General features: G+C 72.9%; 18 protein-coding genes. 2 read left to right on the plus strand and 16 right to left on the minus strand.

Features of this window, described 5'->3' with window-relative positions:
* Positions 1–1,114: 1,114 nt before the first annotated feature.
* Positions 1,115–1,873: a hypothetical protein gene (locus FKD65_RS20685; protein WP_141579052.1), complete on the plus strand. Its 759-nt coding sequence runs from the start codon at positions 1,115–1,117 to the stop codon at positions 1,871–1,873.
* Positions 1,874–2,275: 402 nt separating this feature from the next.
* Complete coding sequence (locus FKD65_RS20690; protein ID WP_205718744.1) at positions 2,276–3,484, plus strand: ABC transporter substrate-binding protein; 1,209 nt, start codon at positions 2,276–2,278, stop codon at positions 3,482–3,484.
* Positions 3,485–3,574: 90 nt separating this feature from the next.
* Here the strand turns inward: FKD65_RS20690 and FKD65_RS20695 are convergent, their stop codons facing one another.
* From FKD65_RS20695 to FKD65_RS20770, 16 genes are all read right to left on the minus strand, one after another.
* Entirely contained in the window at positions 3,575–4,654 is a 1,080-nt protein-coding gene (locus FKD65_RS20695; protein WP_141586972.1) for a serine hydrolase domain-containing protein, read from the minus strand.
* 5 nt (positions 4,655–4,659) lie between these two features.
* Positions 4,660–5,181, minus strand: coding sequence for a pyridoxamine 5'-phosphate oxidase family protein (locus tag FKD65_RS20700; RefSeq protein WP_141579054.1), 522 nt, complete (start codon positions 5,179–5,181; stop codon positions 4,660–4,662).
* Positions 5,182–5,314: 133 nt separating this feature from the next.
* A complete protein-coding gene (locus tag FKD65_RS20705) occupies positions 5,315–6,106 on the minus strand; it encodes an enoyl-CoA hydratase/isomerase family protein (RefSeq protein WP_141579055.1) in 792 nt (263 codons plus the stop codon).
* Positions 6,107–6,109: 3 nt separating this feature from the next.
* On the minus strand, positions 6,110–7,153 hold the full coding sequence (locus tag FKD65_RS20710) for an acyl-CoA dehydrogenase family protein (RefSeq protein WP_141579056.1): 1,044 nt from the start codon (positions 7,151–7,153) through the stop codon (positions 6,110–6,112).
* Positions 7,150–8,325 carry an acyl-CoA dehydrogenase family protein gene (locus FKD65_RS20715; protein ID WP_141579057.1) on the minus strand — a complete coding sequence of 392 codons (1,176 nt, stop codon included), beginning with the start codon at positions 8,323–8,325 and terminating at the stop codon, positions 7,150–7,152. Before FKD65_RS20715 ends, FKD65_RS20710 begins: the two co-directional genes overlap by 4 nt.
* A complete protein-coding gene (locus FKD65_RS20720; protein WP_141579058.1) occupies positions 8,322–9,470 on the minus strand; it encodes a thiolase in 1,149 nt (382 codons plus the stop codon). Before FKD65_RS20720 ends, FKD65_RS20715 begins: the two co-directional genes overlap by 4 nt.
* Complete coding sequence (locus FKD65_RS20725; protein ID WP_141579059.1) at positions 9,467–9,889, minus strand: Zn-ribbon domain-containing OB-fold protein; 423 nt, start codon at positions 9,887–9,889, stop codon at positions 9,467–9,469. The genes FKD65_RS20720 and FKD65_RS20725 overlap by 4 nt, the downstream gene beginning before the upstream one ends.
* Positions 9,890–9,892: 3 nt before the next feature.
* Positions 9,893–10,804, minus strand: coding sequence for an SDR family oxidoreductase (locus FKD65_RS20730; protein WP_141579060.1), 912 nt, complete (start codon positions 10,802–10,804; stop codon positions 9,893–9,895).
* A complete protein-coding gene (locus FKD65_RS20735) occupies positions 10,801–12,018 on the minus strand; it encodes a CaiB/BaiF CoA-transferase family protein (RefSeq protein ID WP_205718745.1) in 1,218 nt (405 codons plus the stop codon). The genes FKD65_RS20730 and FKD65_RS20735 overlap by 4 nt, the downstream gene beginning before the upstream one ends.
* Positions 12,015–13,013, minus strand: coding sequence for an acyl-CoA dehydrogenase family protein (locus FKD65_RS20740; protein WP_141579061.1), 999 nt, complete (start codon positions 13,011–13,013; stop codon positions 12,015–12,017). The genes FKD65_RS20735 and FKD65_RS20740 overlap by 4 nt, the downstream gene beginning before the upstream one ends.
* Entirely contained in the window at positions 13,013–14,134 is a 1,122-nt protein-coding gene (locus FKD65_RS20745; RefSeq protein ID WP_141579062.1) for an acyl-CoA dehydrogenase family protein, read from the minus strand. Before FKD65_RS20745 ends, FKD65_RS20740 begins: the two co-directional genes overlap by 1 nt.
* Positions 14,131–15,642, minus strand: coding sequence for a class I adenylate-forming enzyme family protein (locus tag FKD65_RS20750; protein ID WP_168221123.1), 1,512 nt, complete (start codon positions 15,640–15,642; stop codon positions 14,131–14,133). Before FKD65_RS20750 ends, FKD65_RS20745 begins: the two co-directional genes overlap by 4 nt.
* Positions 15,639–16,439, minus strand: a complete 801-nt coding sequence (locus FKD65_RS20755) for an SDR family NAD(P)-dependent oxidoreductase (RefSeq protein WP_141579063.1) — start codon at positions 16,437–16,439, stop codon at positions 15,639–15,641. Before FKD65_RS20755 ends, FKD65_RS20750 begins: the two co-directional genes overlap by 4 nt.
* Before the next feature lie 28 nt (positions 16,440–16,467).
* A complete protein-coding gene (locus tag FKD65_RS20760; RefSeq protein ID WP_168221124.1) occupies positions 16,468–17,901 on the minus strand; it encodes an amidase in 1,434 nt (477 codons plus the stop codon).
* Positions 17,902–17,995: 94 nt separating this feature from the next.
* Positions 17,996–19,327: a flavin monoamine oxidase family protein gene (locus FKD65_RS20765; RefSeq protein ID WP_205718746.1), complete on the minus strand. Its 1,332-nt coding sequence runs from the start codon at positions 19,325–19,327 to the stop codon at positions 17,996–17,998.
* Positions 19,311–21,602, minus strand: a complete 2,292-nt coding sequence (locus tag FKD65_RS20770) for a N,N-dimethylformamidase beta subunit family domain-containing protein (protein WP_141579065.1) — start codon at positions 21,600–21,602, stop codon at positions 19,311–19,313. The genes FKD65_RS20765 and FKD65_RS20770 overlap by 17 nt, the downstream gene beginning before the upstream one ends.
* Positions 21,603–21,606 lie beyond the last annotated feature (4 nt).

Below are 21,606 nucleotides of genomic sequence, written 5' to 3' on the forward strand. Positions count from 1 at the left end.
AATGGTCAGCGCGTTGGTGAACCGAACGACGAGTGAACGACCACTCCGGCGCTCCATTCCCGTCAGCGACCTTAGGAGGAAAGATCGGAATGCTGCCCAAGCTGACAGGTCTGGCGGCGGATCTGGGCGACGGCCGTGATGTGCGGAGCGCAGTTGAGGTGTGGATCGACGGGCCGTGACAGCCGGCGCCGTTGTACGTCTTCGGACGAAGTGTCGCGCCGCAGTAGGAGGTGAACGCGGCGGCCGATCGGAACCGGTCGACGCCCGCAGTACGCGCCAGGATCTCGGCCGCCTGGCAAGTCCCCGATGCCGTGGGGCAGCTCGGTCAGCGTGGTGCGGACTCCGCGATCGGCGGTCACCTTGCGCGGCAGACGCGGCCGGAACGAGCTTGGTGAGCAGGGCGTGCAGCCGGTCGATGGTCTGGGTTCGGGGTGCTCGCGGGGCTCGCTCAGGGCGCGCAGCGTGGCGGCGGGCGGATGAGGTGGGTCGGCGTGTCGAGCACGGTGCTGTCCTTCAGCATTTGAAGCGTGCCGCCGCGTGTTCCTTGAGTTCGGAGGGTTGCGGGGGCGGAGTAGCATGCGGCGGTGGACTGGGGTGCGTTTGAGGCGGCGTGGTGTGAGAGCGGATGTCGCGTTCTGGCGGAGCTCGCATTGGCGCATCCAGGCGAGCGGGTCTATGCCGCGGCCTTCCATCTCTTTTATATGGACGGCACTCAGATTCTCCCGCCTGCCCGGGTTGACCGAGTATCTGGGGCAGCTTGAGGAGACGTGACCCCAGCACGCCTCTGCCCTCGCACGTATAAGCGGCGCTGGGTTCAGGGGCAGGGCCGTTACGGAGATGGGTCACCGACAGTATTTTCCAGCTTGCGGAGCGCTGTGCGCTTTCGTTGAGGGCCGTGTTTGCTCAGAGCGCCTTGGTATGGCCGTAGTCGGCCATCTCTCGCAGGAGGTGCGAAAGAACGCCGGGGGCTGGGAGTCAAAAGAGGGAGTGCTGAACGGAGTGGGGCTGTCCTGAACCGCACCACAGCCAGGTCGGCTGGTTTGCGCCGGGGAGCGGCGATTCTCTTTGCGCACTCGTCTGGGGTACGGCGTACGGTCCAGGGAGGTCACCGGTTATGGCGCGGGTGCGTGGTTCGGTCACCGTTTCGGCTCTGCCGCGCCAATGGTTCGAGGGCTTCGTCACCGAGGTGTACGAAATGCTCGAGACGGCTCGCCCCGCTGATGGCGCCCTGGTCACCGAAATCGGCGCGATCGAGGGAGTCCGGCTCGTCGGGGGTCGGCATCTGGCGCCCGGTGCCCGGTACCGGCTGGACGGGGGTCCCGATGCCGACGGCGACTGGACGGGCGAGCTGGTCGTCAGGGATTGGAGGCGCGATGGCGAGACCTGCGTCGAGATCACCGGTTCGGACGGTGACGGGACCGCCTCCGGTGCGCTGAGCTTTCAGAGCGCCGTGCGTCCGAGGACATGCATCACGACAGGGACGTACAAAGGATCGGGACGGCTGCGGCAGATGTCATGGGAGGGCCGTGCCGATTTCGAACAGTGGTGGACGCAGGTAAGCGGGGGCGGGACCAAGCGGGGCCGGCCCCCGTTGGGGGCGAGACTGTCGCATCCGCTCGTCTCGGTGAAGTTGGCGGTCGTTCCGGAGCCGGTGGACGACGACCGCTGGGCGATCGGTGTGACCTTGGTGATCCGCGGACGCTCGTGGGGCCGCCCGGTGGTCGCGCTGGCTTTTTTGGCCGGGGGGTTCGCGCTGCGGCGGGCGCTCAAGGAGGAACTAGAGCATTTCCGGCGCGACTGGGAGGACAACGTCCCCGGCATGGTCGGAGAAGATCCGCTGTACGCGGTGGCCAGGTTCCTCGGAACGTACTGAGAGCGGGTTGTGCCTCGTCGACCGTCATGCGCCGGTGGGCTTTGCCCATGTCCAGGTAAGAGCGCATCGGGGTTGGTTCTTCACTCTTCGTGATGGGCATGCGGTGATGGACGGTCGGGCCGGGTGCGGCCCGGGTCTACTTGGTCGCGCGATGAACCCCGGAGTCCAGGCCTGAGGGCATCGCCACGGACACGGGGGGTTGGGATGGGGGAGGGTTCCGCACGCGTCTCTCGGCGCGGGGTGCTCAAGGTGGCGGGGGTGGCCCTTGGCGGGACGGCGGCCGCGCGTGTGCCCGGAGGCGGCGATCTAGGGGGCTCGGCGTGCCCGGAGCCCACCGCCACCTTTCTCACTCCGAGTACGAAGCTCAAGGGAACGTTGTCGATTCTTCAGCGGAGGCATTACGTGCCCCGCTACGACAGGTGGTTCGACGCCTATGCCAAGGAGTGGGGCAGGCGTGTGGGCGTGGACGTGAAAGTCGAGCATGTCGCCCCCGAGAGCCTGGTCTCGCGCACGCTGGCGTTGATCGAGGCGGGGACCGGCCACGATCTCATCGAGTGGATCAGCCCTCCGTCGCAGCTCGAGCCGTACCTCGTCGACCTGTCCGACCTCCAGGCCGAAGCCGTCGCACGCTTCGGGATCGAGCAGCCCCTCTGCAGGAAGGCCGCCTACAACCCCGCCACGCGAAAGTACTTCGGCTACACCCACGCCTGGGCCCCCTGCCAGGGCGACTACCGCAAGAGCCTGTGGCGGCAGGTGGGGATGGGCGACGGGCCGTCGACTTGGGAGGAACTGCGCGAGGGCGGCAAGGCGATCAAGCGGAAGCACGGCGTCGCCGTGGGCATCGGCATGTCGAACGAGCTGGATTCCAACATCTCGGCCCGTGCGCTCATGTGGTCGTACGGCGCGTCGGTGCAGAACGAACTCCAGCAGGTGGTGATCAACTCTCCCGAGACGGTCGCCGCGGTCACCTCCATGGTGCGGCTCTACCGGGAGGCGATGTCCCCGGAGGTGTTCTCCTGGAACTCGCTCTCCAATAACCAGGGGCTCATCGCGGGACGGCTCTCCTACATCGCCAATCCGGTCTCGGCGTACCGCACCGCGCAGACCCAAGCTCCAAGGATCGCCGACGACGTGTTCTTCACCCGCCCGCTCAGGGGGCCGACGGGCCTCGGCATCAGCGGGCCGCAGCCGGTGTTCGTCTATTTCGTCCCCGAGTTCTCCAGGAACGTCGAGGCGGCCAAGGAGTTCCTGCTCAACCTGTCGGCCAACGACGCGGTCGGCACCTATCAGTCGGAGCTGTACAACCTGCCGGCCTTTCCGGCCATGGTGCCGCAGCTCGACAAGTGGCTGGCCGACGACCCGTTCGGGGCATGCCCCTCGGACAAGCTCAAGCTGCTGCGGGACGCGGCCACGTGGACCGCGGACATCGGCTACCCGGGGCCGTCCAACCCCGCCATCGGCGAGGTGTTCACCCGCTCGATCCTGCCGCGGATGATGGCACGGGCCGCCCAGGGAAGGCAGACGCCCAAGGAGTCGGTGGCCCTGGCCGAGGCGGAGATCAAGCCGATCTTCGCCAAGTGGCGCTCCCGCGGCCTGCTCGGCGGCTGCTGAGACGGCGTCCAGGGACAGGCGGGACGAGTCTCACTGGAGCGTGGTCATTCATCACGTCACCGGGTGAGGATCCGGCTTCTCCCGAGATGGTCAGCCGGTGGCGAGCTCGTTCGCGGTCAGGTCCGCCAGTCGCTGTGCGGTGTCGAAGTGCGGGGTGAGGCGGGTCTTGGTCATGGCGAAGGAGGTGCCGGTGGCGGTGTCGGCGTAGACGTAGCTGCCGCCGCCGCCCACCCAGCCGAACGTGGTGGGCGCCTCGTCCGGCGGAGCACCGAGGCGGCCGAGCGGATAGCCCAAGGCCAGCCGCGCGGGATTGCCGAAGACCTGGTCGGTGCCCTCGAAGGCCACCGCCGTCAGCTCTTCGAGCTGCTGTGGATCGAGGAGCCGTCCGTCGAGGAGCGCGGCGTTCATGGCGGCGATTCCCCGCGCGGTGAAGGTGCCGACCGAGGGGATGTCCGCTTGCAGGATCTCGTGGCTGTTGCCCATGGCCGCTGTCGGCCGCATCTCCCACGGTGCGAGGACGGCGTCTTCCTCGGGTGCCGGAAGCGGTGCGGCGTCTTCCAAGTGTGCCAGCCGGGCCAGGTCGGGGCGGGGCACACCGAAGTACAGGTCGCCGTCGATGCCCAGGGGCTCGGTGATCCACTCCTGGAGGAGCCGCCGCATCGGTTCGCCCGTGGCCCGGCGTGCGATCTCGCCGACGAGGAAGCCGAAGGTGAACGAGTGGTACCCCGTCTCGGTCCCGGGCCGCCACCGCGGTTCGGCACCGGCGAGCGCGGTGCAGACCCGCGACCAGTCGGGCAGGTCGGCGGGGCCGATCGCGCGGGGCATCGCCGGCACCCCGGCCGAATGCGTGAGCACGTGCCGAAGGGTCGCGGACGCCTTGCCGTGCGTGCCGAACTCCGGCCACAGGTCGGCCACGGGCGTGTCGTACCCGACGGTCCCGGTCCTGACGAGCAGGTGAGCGATCAGCGACGTCATCGCCTTGCCGGTGGAGAAACCGAAGACCGGGGTCTCCGGGGTCAGCCTGCGCCCGGTCCGGCTGTCGGCGAGGCCGGCGACGGCGTCGACGATGAGCGCGCCCCGGTGGTGGACGGCGACTTGCAGGCCGGTCTCGGCTCCGGTTTCGACGAGCTCGTCGAGGACGCTTTGGACTTTCTGCTGCAACGACGGCATCCCCGTCACCGGTTCTGCCACGTGTAGCGCGTCTGGCTGAACGTCGACAGCTTGCCGAAGGCGAAGCCGACGGTCGGCGCGACCCGGTACAGCCTGACGTCGCCGGCGATGACGGCCTCGCCCAGCCGGTACCAGGTCCCCTCCGGGCTGGTCAGATGCGTCCCGTACTTCCGCTCGAAGTCCGCCATGGCCCGTTCCAGCTCGGAACGCTCGTCCACCACGGACGCGACGCCCTCGATGACGACGTCCACACCGGTCAGGGCATTCGTGCCGGTCGTCAGCACACAGCGGGGGTTGTCATCGAGGTTGCGGGCCTTGCGCTCCTGGTCCCCGGTGGTGAAGCACATGCCGCCCAGGGTCCAGGCCGCCAGCAGCGTCGTCACGTGCGGTCGCCCGTCGGGCCGCACCGTGGAGAGCCAGAACACCTCCGCCTCGTCGATGACCTTCCGCGCCGACGGCCACGGCGTCGCCCGCGCTCCCGGAGACGAGAACGATCCCAGTACGACTTCCGGTTCAGCGTCGACCATGGCACATCCTTACCTCGACGAGGCGGCCGACGCTGAGGAGACGCGCCGACCTGCCGACCCGCGTGCAGTCCTGGTAGAGACCTGAACTCACCGAGGAACTCATCGGTCGCGCCCGAAGTGGATATCTCACGGCTCACGGAGGCCCTTGGGCCGCCCGCTCGGGGAGTGCTCCGGTGAAGCGCGGCGTGCGGCGTTGTGATGACGCGGCTAGTCCTTCGGCGAAGTCGGGGGTGGCTCGCAAGCGGGTCTGTTCGCGGTTCTCACGGTCCAGGGCGGCGGCGACCCGCTCGATCAGTCCTTGCCGCATGGTCTGTTTGATGCTCACCACCGCGAGGGGCGCGGAGGACGCCATCGAGTCCGCCAGGCGTATCGCCCTCGGGCGGACGTCGTCGGCCAGCTCGTCGAGAAGTCCGGCGCGGTGGGCTTCCTCGCCCTTGAACCGGCGTCCGGTCAGCAGGTAGTCGAGTGCTTTCTGCTGTCCGACGACGGCGGGGAGGGTCACCGAGATGCCGAACCCCGGGTGGAAGCCCAACCGGCTGAAATTGGCGGCGAATCGCGAGCCCGGGCCGCCGACCCGAAAATCGGCGGACAGGGCCAGGCCGAGCCCCCCGCCGATCGCCGCGCCCTGGACCGCGGCCACGACCGGGGTCTGGCAGCGGAACAGGCGGAGGGCTTGGGCGTAGAGCTCGGACGTGTCGTCCAGGACGGCGTTCCCCTGGTCAGGCCGGCCGAAGTCGGCGCCGGCACAGAAGTGCTTTCCCTGCGAGCAGAGGACGATCGCACGGCACGAGGGGTCGCGGTCCAGGGCCTCGTAGGTGTCGGCGAGCTCGGTGATCAGGGCCGTGTCGAAGAAGTTCGCGGGGGGCCGCCGAAGTTCGACGACGGCGGTGTGGCCTGCGAGGTCGACACGGACGTCTCCGGTCATCGTTCACTCCTGGAATTCAAGCTGGGACAACCGGTCGAGGTGGGTGGCGGGGTCCCCCAGCAGATGCTGGGCCGCCTTGGCCCGCCGGTAGTAGAGGTGTAGGTCGTGCTCCCACGTGAACCCCATCCCGCCGTGGAGGTGGATGGCCTGGTCGGCGGCGTGGAAGGCGGTCATCGAGGCCAGGGCCAGAGCGGCGGCCCTGGGCAGTTCCGCGGGGTCGGCGTCGGCCGTCCAAGCGGCGTGGCGAACCGCGGACTCGGCCAGTTCGCAGTCGACGTAGAGGTCCGCCAGCGCGTGCTTGACCGCCTGGAACGAGCCGATCGGCCGGCCGAACTGCACGCGTGTTCGCGCGTGCCGCACGGTCATCTCCAGGCATCTGCGGGCCGCGCCGAGTTGTTCGGCCGCGAGCCCGACGGCCGCCGTGTTCCAGGCGACGTCGAGCGCCCGTACCGGGTCCGGGCAGGGAAGCGGACGTCCGGCGGCGCCGGCGAGCTCGATCCGGGCGGCGCCCCGGGTGAGGTCGAGAGTGGTCAGAGGTCGCCGGACCAGATCGCCCGCGTCCACGGCGAAGACTCCGCGGCGCCCCCGGTGGTCGGCGACGACCAGCAGGACGTCGGCCAGGTGCCCGTCCACCACGCACGGGAACCGCCCGTGCAGGCGACCGTCCGCATCGGCGGTGACGGGCCCCGCCGCTGGGTCCCACCACGGCGCCGCGACGACGGTCGAGTCTCCTGAGGCGATGCCGGTCAGCAGGTCGGCGGTTCCGTCCAGCTCGCGGAGGAGGCTTGCGGCGAGCACCGAGGAGGACAGGAAGGGGGCGGGGCACAGCACGGCCCCCATCTCCTCAAGGACGACCGCCAGTTCGGCGACGCCCGCTCCGGCTCCGCCGTGCCGTTCCGGCACGATGAGGCCGGTCACGCCCAGGTCCTCGGCCAGGCGGCGCCATGTCCTTCGATCGGGCCCCTCGGTGGGGGGCGGGGCCGCGGCCAGGAACCGGCGCACGGCGTCGCGGAGATGCTCCTGCTCTTCGGTCGGCACCAGGCTCATGCGGATCCTTTCGCGCGCAGCGCCGAGAAGGGGATGTCGCGGTCGGCGGCGGGCTCGCGGGGCAGGCCGAGCACCCGGTCGCCGATGATCTGCCGTTGGATCTCGTCGGTGCCTCCGGCGATGCGGGTGGACGGGGCGTCGAGCAGGGCCGCGGCGAGCCCGGCCGCGGCGGCGTCGCCCGGCTCCCACGCCAGCCCGGTGTGGCCGGCGACGTCGGCGACGGCGTCGGCGGAGAGCCGGGCGAGCCGTCCGGCGGCCAGCTTGCCCGCCGAGCCGCGCGGGCCGGTCGGGCGGCCGGCGCGTGCCTCCTCCCCCAGCCGGGCGGCGAGCAGTTCCGCGAGCCGCTCGGCCCGGTAGACCTCGGCCAGGCGGCGGCGGACGTGCGGGTCCCCGGAGACGCCCCGCGCGCGGGCCAGTGCCGCGAGCGCGGCGTGGGAGGCCGGATGGCCGTGCGGGAGGCGCAGGTCGGTGATGGTGATCCGCTCGTGCCCGAGCATCCGCACCGCCGCGTCCCACCCTTCACCGACCGTGCCGACCACGGCGTCCGCGGCCGGCCGGACGCCGTCGAAGAACACCTCGTTGAAGCGGACGGCGCCCGTCATGTCCCGCAGCGGCCTGACCTGCACGCCGGGGGCGGTCATGTCCACGACGAACATGGTGATGCCGCGATGCTTGGGCACGTCGGGGTCGGTGCGGGCCAGCGCCGCGCCCCATTCGGCGTACTCGGCCCGGGACGTCCACACCTTCTGGCCGTCCAGGATCCAGCCGTCGCCGTCGCGCCGGGCCCGCGTGGTCAGCCCGGCGACGTCCGAACCCGCGTCGGGTTCGGAGAAGAGCTGGCACCAGATCTCCTCGCCGCGCGCCATGGGCCGCAGGTAGCGCCGTTTCTGCTCAGGGGTGCCGAGGTCGAGCAGTGTGGGGCCGATCATGCCGAGCCCGATGAGGAACGGCTTGACGGGCAGCGGGTAGTCCCGGGCCAGAGCGTCGAACGCGCGCTGGTCGGCTCGGGTGAGGCCCTGGCCGCCGTATTCGGCGGGCCAGGTGATGCCGGCGAATCCGGCGTCGTGCAGTTCCCGCTGGAAGAGCCGCGCCTCCGCCACATCGGTGACCGGCTCGCGGGGGGCGTGCTCGGCGAGCCAGGCGGCGGCCCGCGCGGAGAAGTCCTCGGTCATGCGCCCTCCCTGGGGCTGTTGGACAGGACGAGCGCCGCGGCGGACGTGAAGATGCCGCCCACTCCCTGGACGACACTGAGCTCCACGCCGTCCACCTGCCGGTACGCCTCCCCGCGCAGTTGCCGGACGGACTCCTGGATCGCGAACATGCCGTACATTCCGGTGTGCGTGTAGCAGAGGCCGCCGCCGTTGGTGTTCATCGGCAGGGACCCGCCGGGGGCGGTGTTGCCGTGCGCCACGAAGGCGCCCGCCTCGCCGCGGCCGACGAATCCGAGGTCCTCCAGCCCGTAGAGCGGCAGGTGCGCGAACGGGTCGTAGACCATCAGATGGTCGACGTCGGCGGCGGTGATGCCGGCCTGGGCGAAGGCACGGCGGCTCGACCTGCGGAAGGCTCCGGAGGAGGTGAGGTCCTCCATGTGGGCGACCAGCGGGCTCTCCCCCGCCTCCCCCGCTCCCAGCAGATGGACGGGCGGGCGCGGCAGGTCGGCGGCGCGTTCGGCGGAGGTCAGCACCAGGGCCGCCCCGCCGTCGGTCACGGGGCAGCACTCCAGCTTGTGGAACGGCCAGGCGATGACCTTGGAGTCCAGCACGTCCTCGGCGGTGAACTCCTCGGCCCGCCAGGCCCTCGGGTCGCCGTCCGCCCAGCGGCTCTGCATGGCGGGGACCGCGGCCATCTGCTCGCGGGTCGTGCCCGTCTCGTGGAGGAAGCGCAGCGCGGGCAGGGTAAAGGCGGTGACCGCGCCGTGCACCCCGTAAGGGGCCTCGAACTGGCGTGACATGGAGTCGGGCGGCGGGCGCCGGGACGGCCGGCCGATGCGCGACCGCCCCGATTCGCCGTGCAGCACCAGCACGGTGGAGCACAGCCCCGCGTCTATGGCCGCCGCCGCGTGGCGGACGTGCGCCAGGAACGAGCAGCCGCCCACGGTGGTGCCGTCGTGCCAGGACGCGGTGACGCCGATGTGGTGCGCGATGTCGATCGGCGAGTGCCAGGCGGTGGCGACGCCGTCCACATCGGCCGGGGTCAGTCCGGCGTCGGCCAGCGCGAGGGCGGCCGCGCGGGCGTGCAGATCCGGTTCGGACATGTGAGGGAGGACGCCGATGTCGGTCTCGGCGGCGCCCACGATCGCGACACCTGGCGGCCTCATGAGCCTGCCTCCCGCACCGGTTGGAACAGGGGCAGCGCCTGGTCGCCGCGCGGCTCGAAGACGACCTCCAGCCGCAGGTCCAGCGGAAGGGCCCGAGGATCTGGAGGGACGTTGACGAGGTTGGTCACCATTCGCGGGCCCTCGTCCAACTCCACGATCGCGATGACGTAGGGAACCTCGTCCGCGAACCCCGGGGCGGGGACGTGGTTGATGACGTACGAACTGAGCCGGGCGCGTCCGCTCGCCGTGGTCCATTCGAGTCGGGGCGAGCCGCAGGACGGGCAGCCGCCGCGCGGGTAGAACACGTGCTCGGCGCAGTCTCCGCAGCGTTGGAGGCGCAGTTCACCGGCTTTGGCTCCGTCCCAGAAAGGCCGCGTGGCCGGGGTGGGGACGGGCACCGGACGGGTGTCGCCGGCCACCGGTCAGCCCGCCGCGGCGGCGTCGAGGGCGGGTGCGGCGTTCGGCCGGGCCCGCTCGATCAGTGCGGGGAGGACATCGCCGAGTTCGCTCGGGTCCCAGCGTTCGGGGCGGTCGATCGTCGGGCCCGGCCGCCAGCCCTCGGCGACGGTGACGGCGTTGCCCCTGATGCCGAACATGCGACCGGTGATGCCCCGGGACCGCGGGCTCGCCAGCCACACCACCAGGGGGGCGATCAGGGACGGGTCGCGCAGCGAGTCCGTCTCCCGGCCCGCGTAGGCGGACAGGTCGGCGGTCAGGCGGGACGCGGCGGCCGGGTACACGCAGTTGACGGTGACGCCGTAGCGTTCCAGTTCGAGGGCGGCGGTGACGGTGAACCCGGCGATCCCGGCCTTCGCGGCGGCGTAGTTGCACTGGCCCGGGTTTCCGAACAGACCGCTGGACGAACTGGTGTTGATCAGCCGCGCGTCCACGGGTCCGTCCGCCTTGGCGCGGGCCCGCCAGTGGGCGGCGGCGTGCTGCGAGACGGCGAAGGTGCCGCCCAGGTGCACGCGGACGACGTCGTCCCAGTCGGACGTCGTCATGTTCACCAGCATCCGGTCGCGCAGGATGCCGGCGTTGTTGATCACGATGTCGAGGCGGCCGAACTCGCGCACCGCCGTCCGCACCAGCCGGCCTGCCGCCTCGTGGTCGGCGACGTCGTCGGTGCCGGCGACCGCGCGCCCGCCGGCGGCCCGGATCTCCTCGGCGACGGCCGCGGCGGGGCCCGGGTCGGCGCCGGAGCCGTCCCGGGCGCCCCCGAGATCGTTGACGACCACGGCCGCTCCCTGGCGGGCGAGCTCCAGGGCGTACTCCCGGCCGATTCCCCGGCCGGCGCCGGTGACGATGGCCACGCGCCCCTCGCACAGTCTGGTCATTGCGCTGTTCTTCCTTCCTCACAGGCGGTTCGCTGGTAGGCCGTCCCGTCGCGGAGCAGCTCGGCGGTCCGCGCCGCGCTGTAGCCCAGCTCGCCGAGCACGGCCGCGGTGTCGGTCCCCCGGGGCCCTGGCGGGGTGTGCGCGCGGCCCGGGGTGCGCGACAGCGCGATGGAGACGCCGAGTTCCCGGTGGCGGCCGGCGCCGGTGACGAGTCCGCGGTGCAGCACCTGGGCTTCGGCCAGGGCTTCGGGGAGGGTGTTGACGGGGGCGGCGGGCACGCCCGCCCGGATCAGGTCGTCCGCCAGGCTCGCGCGGTCGGCGCCGGCGACCAGCCCGGAGAGGATCTCGGCCAGCTCGGCCCGGTGCGCCACCCGGTCGCCGTTGGACGCGAAGCGCGGGTCGTCGGCCAGGTCGGGCCGGCCGAGGCGCGCGGCGAGCGCGGCGAACTGGCGGTCGTTGTTGGCCGCCAGGAGGACGGGCCCGGTCCTGGTCTGGAACGTCTGGTACGGCGCCGCCTGGGCGTGCGCGTCGCCGAGCCGTTTCGGTGCGGCACCGTGGGCCAGCCAGTTCTGCGCGTGCGGGTGCAGGAGGCTGAGCGCCGCGTCGAGCAGGGCGATGTCCACCATCTGCCCGCGCCCGGAGGCCGTGCGTTCGTGGAGGGCCAGCAGGATGCCGGAGAAGGCAAGCGTCGCGGCGGTGAGGTCCACGACGGGCACGCCGATCCGGACGGGCGGGTCGTCCGGGCCTCCCGACAGGGTCATCAGCCCTGAGAACGCCTGGAGCAGCGCGTCGTAGCCGGGCGCGCCGCCGAGGGGCCCGTCGGTCCCGAATCCGGTGATCCGGCAGTAGACCAGGCCGGGGTGGTCCCGGACGAGGGAGCTCTCGTAGCCGAGGCCCCAGCGCTCCATCGTCCCGGCCTTGAAGTTCTCCACCACCACGTCGGCGTCGTCCAGCAGCCGCCGCAGCACGTCACGCCCCGCCGCGCGGGACAGGTCCAGGCAGATGTGGCGCTTGCCGCGGTTGATCCCGTCGAAGTAGCCGCTCGTGCCCTCCCCGAAGGGAGGCCCGTAGGTGCGGAGCTCGTCGCCCGCCGGCGGTTCCACCTTCACGACGGTGGCGCCGTGGTCGGCGAGCATCCGGGTGCACAGCGGCCCGGCGACGACCCGGGACAGGTCGATCACCCGCAGCCCGTCGAGGGCTCCGGCCATGGTCATGCCTCCCCGCAGACCACGAGCCATGCGTCGTCGCGCGCCGCGGCGGCGACGCGGCCCCGCCAGCGGGCCTCCGAGCCGTACTCGTCACGCCACGACCACAGCCGCAGCGTGAGGCGCCGGAGCACGTGCTCGTGGGTCACCCCGAGTGCGCCGTGGATCTGGTGGGCCGCCGTCGCCACCGCGCCCGCCGCGCGGCCCGCGTCGGCCTTGGCGCAGGCCACGGCGGTCTCGGCCGCCGGACCGCCCGCGCCGAAGGCCACCGCGGCCGCTTCGGCGCCGGCTTCCAGCAGCATCGCCTCGCCCGCGAGCCCGGCGAGCAGCTGCTGGACGGCCTGGAACCGCGCGATCGGCCGGCCGAACTGCTCGCGTTCGGCGGCGTGGCGCAGGGAGAGGTCCAGGACCCGCCGCGCCGCCCCCGCCATGGCGACGGTTCTCGCGAATGCTCCGTGCAGCATCAGGTCGGACGGGGTGAACACTGACGGAACGGCATCGACGGCCACCCCGTCCAGCGTGATGTCGTCGCGCGGCTCTCCGGCGAGGTTGCGGCCCGCTTCGACGGATACCGCGGAGCGCTCGACCAGGGCGGCCAGCGTCCCCTCCGGCCCCTCGACGGTCAGCGCGATGCGGTCGGCGTGCGCGGCCCAGGGGACGCGGGGCAGCCGTCCGCTCAGGCGCCAGCCGACGCCGTCCCGTTCGGCCCGGACTCCGCCGAGACCGGTGCCCCGCACGCCTGCGGCCGTGAGGGGGCCCGGCGGGACCGGCAGCCCGGCGGCGCTCAGCAGGCGTCCCGCCAGCCAGGTCTCGGCCAGCGGAACGGCCGCCGCGTGATACCCGGCCGCGCGGAGGACGGCGGCCGCGTCGGCGAGGCCGCCGCCGGTGCCCCCGAAGCGCTCGGGTATGCCGATGGCCGTCAGGCCCGCCTCGTGCAGGGCGGGCCAGGCGTCGCCGGCCCGCTCGACGAGGATCCGGTTCACGGTGTCGTCGAGCAGCCCCATCAGCGGACCCCCAGCTCGCGGGCGACGATGCCGCGCAGGATCTCCGTGGTGCCCCCGCGCAGGGTGAAGCCGGGGGCCTGCACGACGGCCTCGGCCAGGGCGCGCGCCAGCGGGGCGAGCGAGTCCGGATCGGGCTCGACCGGGATGTGGGCTCGCACGACGTCGATGACCTCTCGTTCGAAGCGGGTGCCGAGATCCTTGACCAGCGCCGCACGCGCCCCGGCGTCGTCGCCGCGTTCGAGTGCGCCGGCGACCGCCATGGACGCCCGCCGCAGCGTCCACGCCCGGGCGAGCAGCCCGGCGAGGGCGCGGCGCGCGGCATCGTCGCCGGCCTGCGCGGCCGCCGCCCGGATCAGCGGGAACGTGCTGAGCATCCGTTCCGGGCCGCCGCGCTCGTGCGCCAGTTCCGCGGTGACCTGCCGCCAGCCCGCGCCGGGCTCGCCGAGGAGCATGCCGTCCGGAACGAACGCCTCGTCGAAGGTCACCTCGTTGAAGTGGTGCTCCCCCGCCAGCCCGAGGATCGGCCGGACCGTCACCGCCGGGTCGGGCAGCGTCACCAGGAACTGGCTCAGCCCCGCGTGGCGGTCCGGACCCGCGGGCGCGGTGCGCGCGAGCACCAGGATGACGTGGGCGCGATGGGCTCCGCTGCTCCATACCTTGGTGCCGGTCAGGGACCACCCGTCGTGGACGCGGCGGGCCCGGGTGCGCACCGAGGCCAGGTCGGAGCCGCTGTCGGGCTCGCTCATCCCGATGGCGAAGAAGCACTCGCCCGAGGCGATCGCGGGCAGGAACCGCCGGCGCTGCTCGGACGAGCCGTGCGCGACGAGGGCCGGCGCCATCTGCCGGTCGGCGATCCAGTGGGCGGCGACGGGGGCTCCGGCGGCCAGCAGTTCCTCGATCACGGCGAACCGCTCCAGCGTGCCGCGGCCGTGCCCGCCGAAGCGTCGGGGCACGGTCATGCCGAGCCAGCCCCGCTCGCCCAGTCTCCGGCTGAACGCCGGGTCGAAGCCGGTGAGCCAGCTGTCGCAGCGCGGGGTGAACTCCTCGCCCTCCAGGAAGGCCCGCACCTCCCGGCGCAGTTGCGTCGCGGCGAGCGGTGCGCCGGGCGGGGACGGTCTCATGACGCGACGCCGCGGGCCGCCAGCGCGGCGGCCAGCGCGCCGCGGTCGGGCTTGCCGACCGGGGTGAGCGGGAGCCGCTGCATGATCACTACCTCGTCGGGCCGCTTCGGACCGGCCACCCTGGCCCGGCAGTGCCGCTCGACGTCCTCGACGGCGCACGTGCCGACCACGGCCGCCACCACCCGCTCGCCGAGGGCCCGGTCGGGCAGGCCGACGACGCCGACGTCGGTCACACCGGAACAGGTCCGGATGGCGTTCTCGAGGTCGGCGGGATGGATGTTGAAGCCGCCCCGGATGATCAGCTCCTTGCGGCGCCCGGCGATGCGCAGGTGGCCGTCGGCGTCGCGGCTGCCGAGGTCGCCGGTGTGGAGCCAGCCGTCGCGGACCGCCTCGGCGGTGGCGGCCTCGTCCCTCCAGTAGCCCGCCATCACGGCGGGGCCGCGCACGATGATCTCTCCGATCCCGCCGGGCGGCGCGTCCCGTCCGTCCGGGTCGACGACGCGGACCTCGACGCCCTCGAAGGGGACGCCGACGCTGCCCCGGCGGTGCGGCCGGGACGGCGAGTCACCCGCGATCAGCGTGCCCGACTCGGTCAGCCCGTACCCCTCGATCACGCGCACCGGCAGGGCGCCCTCCACGGCCTCGATGAGGTCGGGCGGGCAGGGCGCCCCGCCGACGTAGAGGTTGCGCAGGGAGCGCAGCGCGCCCGAATGGACGTGGCCGCGGTCGAGCAGGGCCTGAAGCATGGCCGGGACGACGTCGGCCGCCGTCACGCCCTCCGCCTCCACCGTGGCGGCGAAGTCGTCGGGGTCGAAGCGCCGCCGGACCAGCAGGTGCAGCGGCCGCAGGTAGGTGACGAGGAAGGCGATCAGGCCGAACCCGTGCGACAGGGGAAGGGTGACCAGGCTGACGTCCTCGGGCCGGGCGTCGTCGGCCGCCGCGGCCATCGCGGCGGCGGCGGTCAGGTTGCGATGGGTCAGCATGACGCCCTTGGACCGGCCCGTGGTGCCGCCCGTGAACAGCACGGCCGCGAGATCGTTCCCGTCGGGTCCGGCCGGGAGGGCCTCCCCCGCCGCCTCCAACTCCCTCCAGGGGAGGTCGCCGCCTTCACCGGCCAGGGGGAAGGTCCCGCCCGCCATGGCGCGCGCGGCCCGCACCGTGTCCGCGGCGTCCGCGGAGACCAGGACGGCCGCGGGCTCGGCACTGCCCAGGATGTGCGCGGCCTCGTCCGGCACCAGGGCCGGCATCAGCGGTGTGATCGCGGCCCCGGCCCGCCAGATCGCCTCGTAGGCGACGAGGACGTCGACGCCGTTGGCCATCATGACCGCGACACGGTCGCCCCGCCGCACGCCGAGCGCCTGGAGGCCGCCGGCGAGCCGGCGGGCCCGCTCGGCGAGCCGGTGCCCGGTCCAGGCGCCGGTGTGGTCGGTGGCCCGGACCCGGTCGCCGTGTCCGGCGAGGTAGGTGTCGATCAGCTCGACGATGTGCACGTCCGTGGCTCCCGTCAAAGCATGGGGATGTTGAGGCCGCCGTCGACGACCAGCTCGGCGCCCGTCACGTAGGACGCCTCGTCGGAGAGCAGGAAGGCCACGCAGCGGGCGACCTCCCAGGGGCTGCCGACCCTCCCGAGCGGGATCCGGCCGGCCAGGTCCGGCACGTGCTCGGCGGGGATCCCCGCCAGCGCCCGGCGCAGCATCGTCGAGTCGATGACGCCGGGAAGCACGGTGTTGACCCGTACGTTCATGGACGCCGCGGTGGCGGCGGCGTGCCGGGACAGGCCGAGCAGCGCCGCCTTGCTGGTGTCGTAGGAGATCCCGGCGCCGCCGGTGCGGTAGGCGTTCAGCGAGGACATGTTCACCACGGCGCCGCCGCCCGCCCTGGCCATCTCGGGCAGCGCGTGCTGGATCGTGAACAGGTGGCCGCGCACGTTGACCCGCATGATCTGGTCGAAGGCGTCCGCGGCGGTGTCGGCCACGGTGCCGGTGTCGGCGATGCCCACGTTGTTGACGAGCAGGTTCAGCCCGCCGAACGCCTCGACCGCCGCCTCGACCGCCCCCGCGCACTGCTCCGGGTCGGCCACGTCGCAGGCGACGGCCGCGGCCCTGCCGCCGGCGCTCCTGATCTCCTCGGCCGTCGCCTCGGCGGCCTCGGCGCGCAGGTCGGCGACCATGACGGCGGCGCCGTCTCCGGCGCAGGCCAGCGCGGTCGCCCGGCCGTTGCCGATCGGCAACCGCTCGCCGTCGCGCGGCGGTCCGTCCGAGCCGCCGCCGATCACCAGCAGCACCTTGTCGTCGAGTCGTCCCATGATGGTCGGTCCTTTCACGAGGGGGCCGTCAGGCGTGCACTGGCGGGACGCGGCCGGCCCATGGCAGCGCGGCCTCCAGCTGGGAGGCGACGCGGATCAGCACGTCCTCGCGGCCGTGCGCGGCGCCGAGTTGCACCCCGATCGGCATCCCGTCGCTCGCCCAGTGCAGCGGCAGCGAGATCGCGGGCTGCCCCGTCACGTTGAACGGGGCGGAGAAGGTGCTCGCCTCCATGCCGAGGCTGGAGAACGGGTCCTCCTTCGTGGGGTTGAACAGGCCGAGCGGCGGGGTCTGGTTGGTGAGCGTCGGGGTGAGCAGCAGGTCCCACCCGTCCTCGGCCCACCACCGCTCGATGTCTCGGCCCCGCTCGCGCAGCGCGTCGACCCCGGCGGCGTACTGGACGCCCGTGACGGTGCGGCCGACCTCGGTGTAGGCCCAGGTCTGCGGTTCCATGTCGTCCTCGGTCAGCGGACGGCCGATCAGGCGGCCGAAGCGCTCGATCTCGCGCAGCACCACCACGCCGACGCAGGGCATGAACTCCATCGGCCAGCTGCCCTGGCGGAGCGCCTCGGGGAAGCCGTCCCGCACGTCGTGGCCGAGCCCGGCGAGGACGTCGGCCACGGCGCGGGCCGCGGCGACGCATTCGGGGTCGACCGCGGTCTGCCCGGTCGGGTCCTCGGTGAGCACTCCGATGCGGAGCCGTCCGGGGGCGGCGCCGACCTCCGCGGCGAACGGGCCGGGCGGCGTCCACGCGCCGAAGGCGTCGCCGGGCCGGTGGCCGCCCGCGACGTCCAGCAGCGCGGCGCAGTCCCGGATGCTGCGGGTCATCCAGCCCTCGTGCGCCATGCCGGACACGTTGTCGGAGTCGATCACCTGGGGGCCCTGCGAGACCCGGCCCCGGGTGGGCTTGAGCCCGACGATCCCGCACTTGGCCGCCGGTTCGCGGACCGACCCGCCGCCGTCGCTGCCATGGGCGACCGGGACCAGGCCCGCCGCGACGGCCGCCGCCGCGCCGCCGCTGGATCCGCCGGTGGAGCGGGAGGTGTCCCACGGATTGCGGCACGTGCCCCAGCCCGCGGACTCGGTCGTGGCGACCAGCGCCATCTCGGAGGTGTTGGAGCGCCCGGCCAGCACGAACCCGGCCGCCCGCATCGCCCGGACGAAGTAGGAGTCGTGGTCCGCGCGCAGTCCCGCCGCGATGACGCCCTTGATGCCCGCGGCGTAGATGTCGCCCTTGGACGGCATGACCTCCTTGAGGAGGTACGGGACGCCGCGGAAGGGGCCGTCGGGGGCGTCCGCGGCCTCCGCGCGGGCCTTGTCGGCAAGGGTGACGACCACCGAGTTGAGCTGCGGGTCGATCTTGCCGATGCGGTCGAGCGTCTCCTCGACCAGCTCGCCCGGGGTGATCTCGTTCCTGCGGATGAGTTCTGCTTGGCCGGTTGCGTCGATGAATGCGTCAGGCATGAGGCCCTCCCGTGACCGAACTGACGTTCCTCGCGAGTGTTCAAGTGACCTGGTCATGTGTACAAATTCAGCATCGGGGTCCGCCCGCGGGCTGTCAAGGAACGCCGAGGGCGGCGATGACCTCGGCCGCGGCCCGCTCCCCGGACCGCACCGCGCCCTCCATGTAGTTCATCCAGACCGCGGAGGTCTCGGCCCCCGCCCAGTGGACGCGGTCGAACGGCTCGCGCAGCAGCGGGCCGTACCGCGTCCATCCGCCCGGCCCGAAGTTGCCGCCGAAGCACCCCCGGGTCCACGGCTCGCCCGCCCAGTCGGTCTCCAGGTACTCCGAGGGCCGGGCGGCGCGTTCGCCGAAGTACCGGCCCAGCACCTCCAGCACCGCCTCGCGCCGCGCCCCGGCGGGCAGCCGGGCCAGGGCCCTCGCGTCGTCCCCCTGCGAGAAGGCCACGAGCACGCCGTGCGAACCGTCGGGCGGCGAGTTGTCGAACGTGACCGTGACGGGGCCCCGGTCGCGCATCAGGCCGCCGTTCAGCCCCTCGTCCCGCCAGAACGGGGTCCCATAGAGGCAGCTGATCTTGATCGTCGATCCAGGCGCCATCCGCAGGTGCAGTCCGGCGCGGCCGTCCGGCGGCGGGTCGTACTCGATCCGGCCGCCGAGCACGGGCGGGACGGCCACGATCGCGCGGCGGGCCCGCACCGTGAGGTCCCGGGCGGACACCTCCACGCCGTCCGGCGCCTGCCGGACCCGGTGCACCGGAGCGCCCAGGCGAAGATCGTCGCCGCCGACGGCATCGGCCAGCCGAACCGAGAGCGCTTGCGCGCCGCCCACGAACCTGCGTTCCTGTGCGCCGCCGGCCACCTCCGTCAGCAGGTCCACCGAACCCGCCGACCTGATGTAGGCCAGGACGTGCAGCAGCGACAGCTCCGCGGGCTCGGCCGCGAAGACCGCCGTGGTCAGCATGCGCATGACCCCGAACGCGGCCTGCTCCCCGCTGCCCTGGAGCCAGTCATGGAAGGTCTGCGCGTCCCATTCCGCGGCGCGCGCCGCCGCCCAGGGCGCCTCCGGCGGCAGTTCCGAAGCCATCCCCTCCAGCTCGGTGAGGAGGCGCTTGGCGCGCTTGTACGCCTCCCGGCCGCCCGCCAGGTCGATCCGCGCCCTCCCCACGTTGTAGGTGGCGAAAGTGGCGACGCCGAGATCGCCGGCGAGTGCGGCCAGGCGGTCCTGGGTGGGCCCGATGAACTGCCCGCCCGCCTCCACGGCGCCGCCCGGGACGGGACGGGTCCACGTCCGGCCGCCCACCCGGTCGCGTGCCTCGACGACCAGGGGGCGCAGGCCGGCACGTCGCAGGTCCCGGGCCGCCACCAGGCCCGCGAGCCCGGCCCCTATCACGGCCACGTCGGCCGTCTCGTCCCTACTCAGGTCGTCCACCTCCGCCGATGGCGTCGTTCTCGGATCGGCTCAGAGGCCCGCCGGAGGCGAACGCTCGCAGCACGTTGTCGGTGATGCGCGAGATGTCGTTGTCGTAGCCGTTGTGGGCGAGGGCGCCGCACCAGGCGATGGAGCCCGTGGAGAAGACGGCGCCCCCGTTCGGGTAGCGCGCCAGCACCAGGTCCGCCTTGACCGGCCACTCCGTGGCCCCGATGGGAACGTCGGCGGAGTCCGACTTGTAGGACGAGGAGTAGTCCGACGGCGACGACGAGGCCAGCACGACCGTTCCCACCGGGGTGCCCAGGGCGGTGTCCGCGCGGTCGAGTTCGTATCCGGCGGCGCCATGCTGCTGCACCAGGGACGGATGGTCCCCGATCAGGTCCCGGCCGTCGTCGATCCCCTCGAAGACGAACGCCGCGTCGGGTTCGCGACCGGCACCGCTTCGCCGGTAGGGGGCCGCGCGGTCGTACCCGGCGGCGGTGAAACCGACCCCGACCAGCCTCTGCGGCGGCCGGCCGCGGTGCCGCCAGATCCCGCCCGGCTCACCGGTCGTGCTGTGGTGCCCCTCGCCGGGCCCCGCCTCCCACGCGCGGGCGCCCGCGGTACGGCGGACCTCGATGACGTGCGGCTCCTCCGGGGAGTAGGACGTCACCCAGTAGAACCCGTTGCCGCCCAGGTACATGACCCGTCCCCCGGCGCGCAGGTACGCCTCCAGGGCGTCGAGCATCCGTTCCGACCAGTACTCGGGATGCGTGCCGATGATGACGACCTTGTAGGGCGACAGGAGTTTCGCGCCCTCGTGGTGCAGGATCTCGTCGGTGAGGATGTCGGCCTGGTGCCCCTGATGGCCGAGCCAGTGCGTCAGGTGCAGGTCGGCCGGGAGCAGGTGCGGATAGCTCGGGACGTTCTGCCATCTCCCCGGGACGTCGGGGAACTTGAGCCGCACCTTCGGCCGCATCGTGAGGTTCGGCCGCAGCCGCGACGAGTAGCACGTCCCGCTGCCGTCGTCGTGGACGTCGTACAGGCTGAGCAGCCTCATCTCGAGCTCGCCCGGCCTCAGCGGCTTCCCCCGGTCCTGCCAGAACTCCGTGGCCGCGAGGTTGGCGTAGGCGAGATAGGTCGTGGTGGGGACCAGGTAGGCGATGCCGGAATCCGCCGTGCCCTGCCTCGGGCGGACGAAGAACGGGACGTGGTCCTCCGCGGTGGACGTCCGGAGCCGCGCGGCGTAGACGCCGCTCGGCAGATCCGGCGGCACCACGAGTTCGACGTCGGTCTCCCAGCCCGCGTCGGTGAGGTCGTCGTCGTGGAAGTGGATCGCACCGTACTCCTCGGGGGCGCGGTGGAAGACGGTCTCGCGCCCCGTCCAGTTCCATCCGGTCATCGCCCGGGCGGGCGTGTTCACCGTCCAGCCGTGGAACTGGTTCGGGGACAGGTCGGTCACGTCCCGCGTACCGGGCCGCGGCGAGAAGTCCCACGCGGCGACGAGCCCGTCCGCGCGCGCTCCGGCGGTGCCGGCACGCGCCGACGCCTCGATCGCCTCGGCGCCGAGGGGGACGCCGTAGAGCCGGGGGCCGTCGACCTTGCCGTTGAAGACCGCCGCCACCCTGGAGCCGGCGTCGTGACCCGCGATGATCAGGCGCGCCTCGTTCGGCGCCACCGCCGCCAGCGGGCGTTCGACCGCGGCCGTGGAACCGTCCTCCGGCCACCGCTCCAAGGCGCTCTGGCCCACCCGGACCCGGCCCGTCCGGGAGTCGTAGGAGGCCCAGACCAGGTACCACCTGCCCGCCCTGAGCGGACGCCCGGTGCCGACGCGTTCGATCGTCTCGCCGTCGCCCGCCCAGAACTGGGCGTCGCCGTCCGCGCCGAGGAACAACCCGTATCCACTGGCACCGTCCCATTTGGTCAGCAGGCCCTGCACGCCTTTACCGGGCTGCGTCGGCAGGACCCAGGCGTGGAGCGTGACGGCGTCGCTCAACCGCAGCGCGGGATGGTCCGCGACCTCGACGTAGGACCCGAAGTCCAGCGCCTGCTCCCGGCCCGGGTACTCGCCGGCGGCCGGGCACTCCACCTCCGTCTCCAGGAAACCGGGGCCGGCCGGGTTCTCGTCGCCGTGCATCAGCCGAACCAGGTCGAAGCGGAAGCTCGGGGCGGCGCAGCTGACCTTGAAGGCCACGGTCTCGCCCGGGGCGGCCGTCATCGGGTCGCTGTAGCCGACGATCGCGGTCTTGCGCAGTTCACCGTCGAAGGTGATGCGGTCCCGCACCTCTTCGGGCATGTCT

Source organism: Actinomadura sp. WMMA1423 (assembly GCF_006547145.1).
Taxonomy (GTDB): domain Bacteria; phylum Actinomycetota; class Actinomycetes; order Streptosporangiales; family Streptosporangiaceae; genus Spirillospora.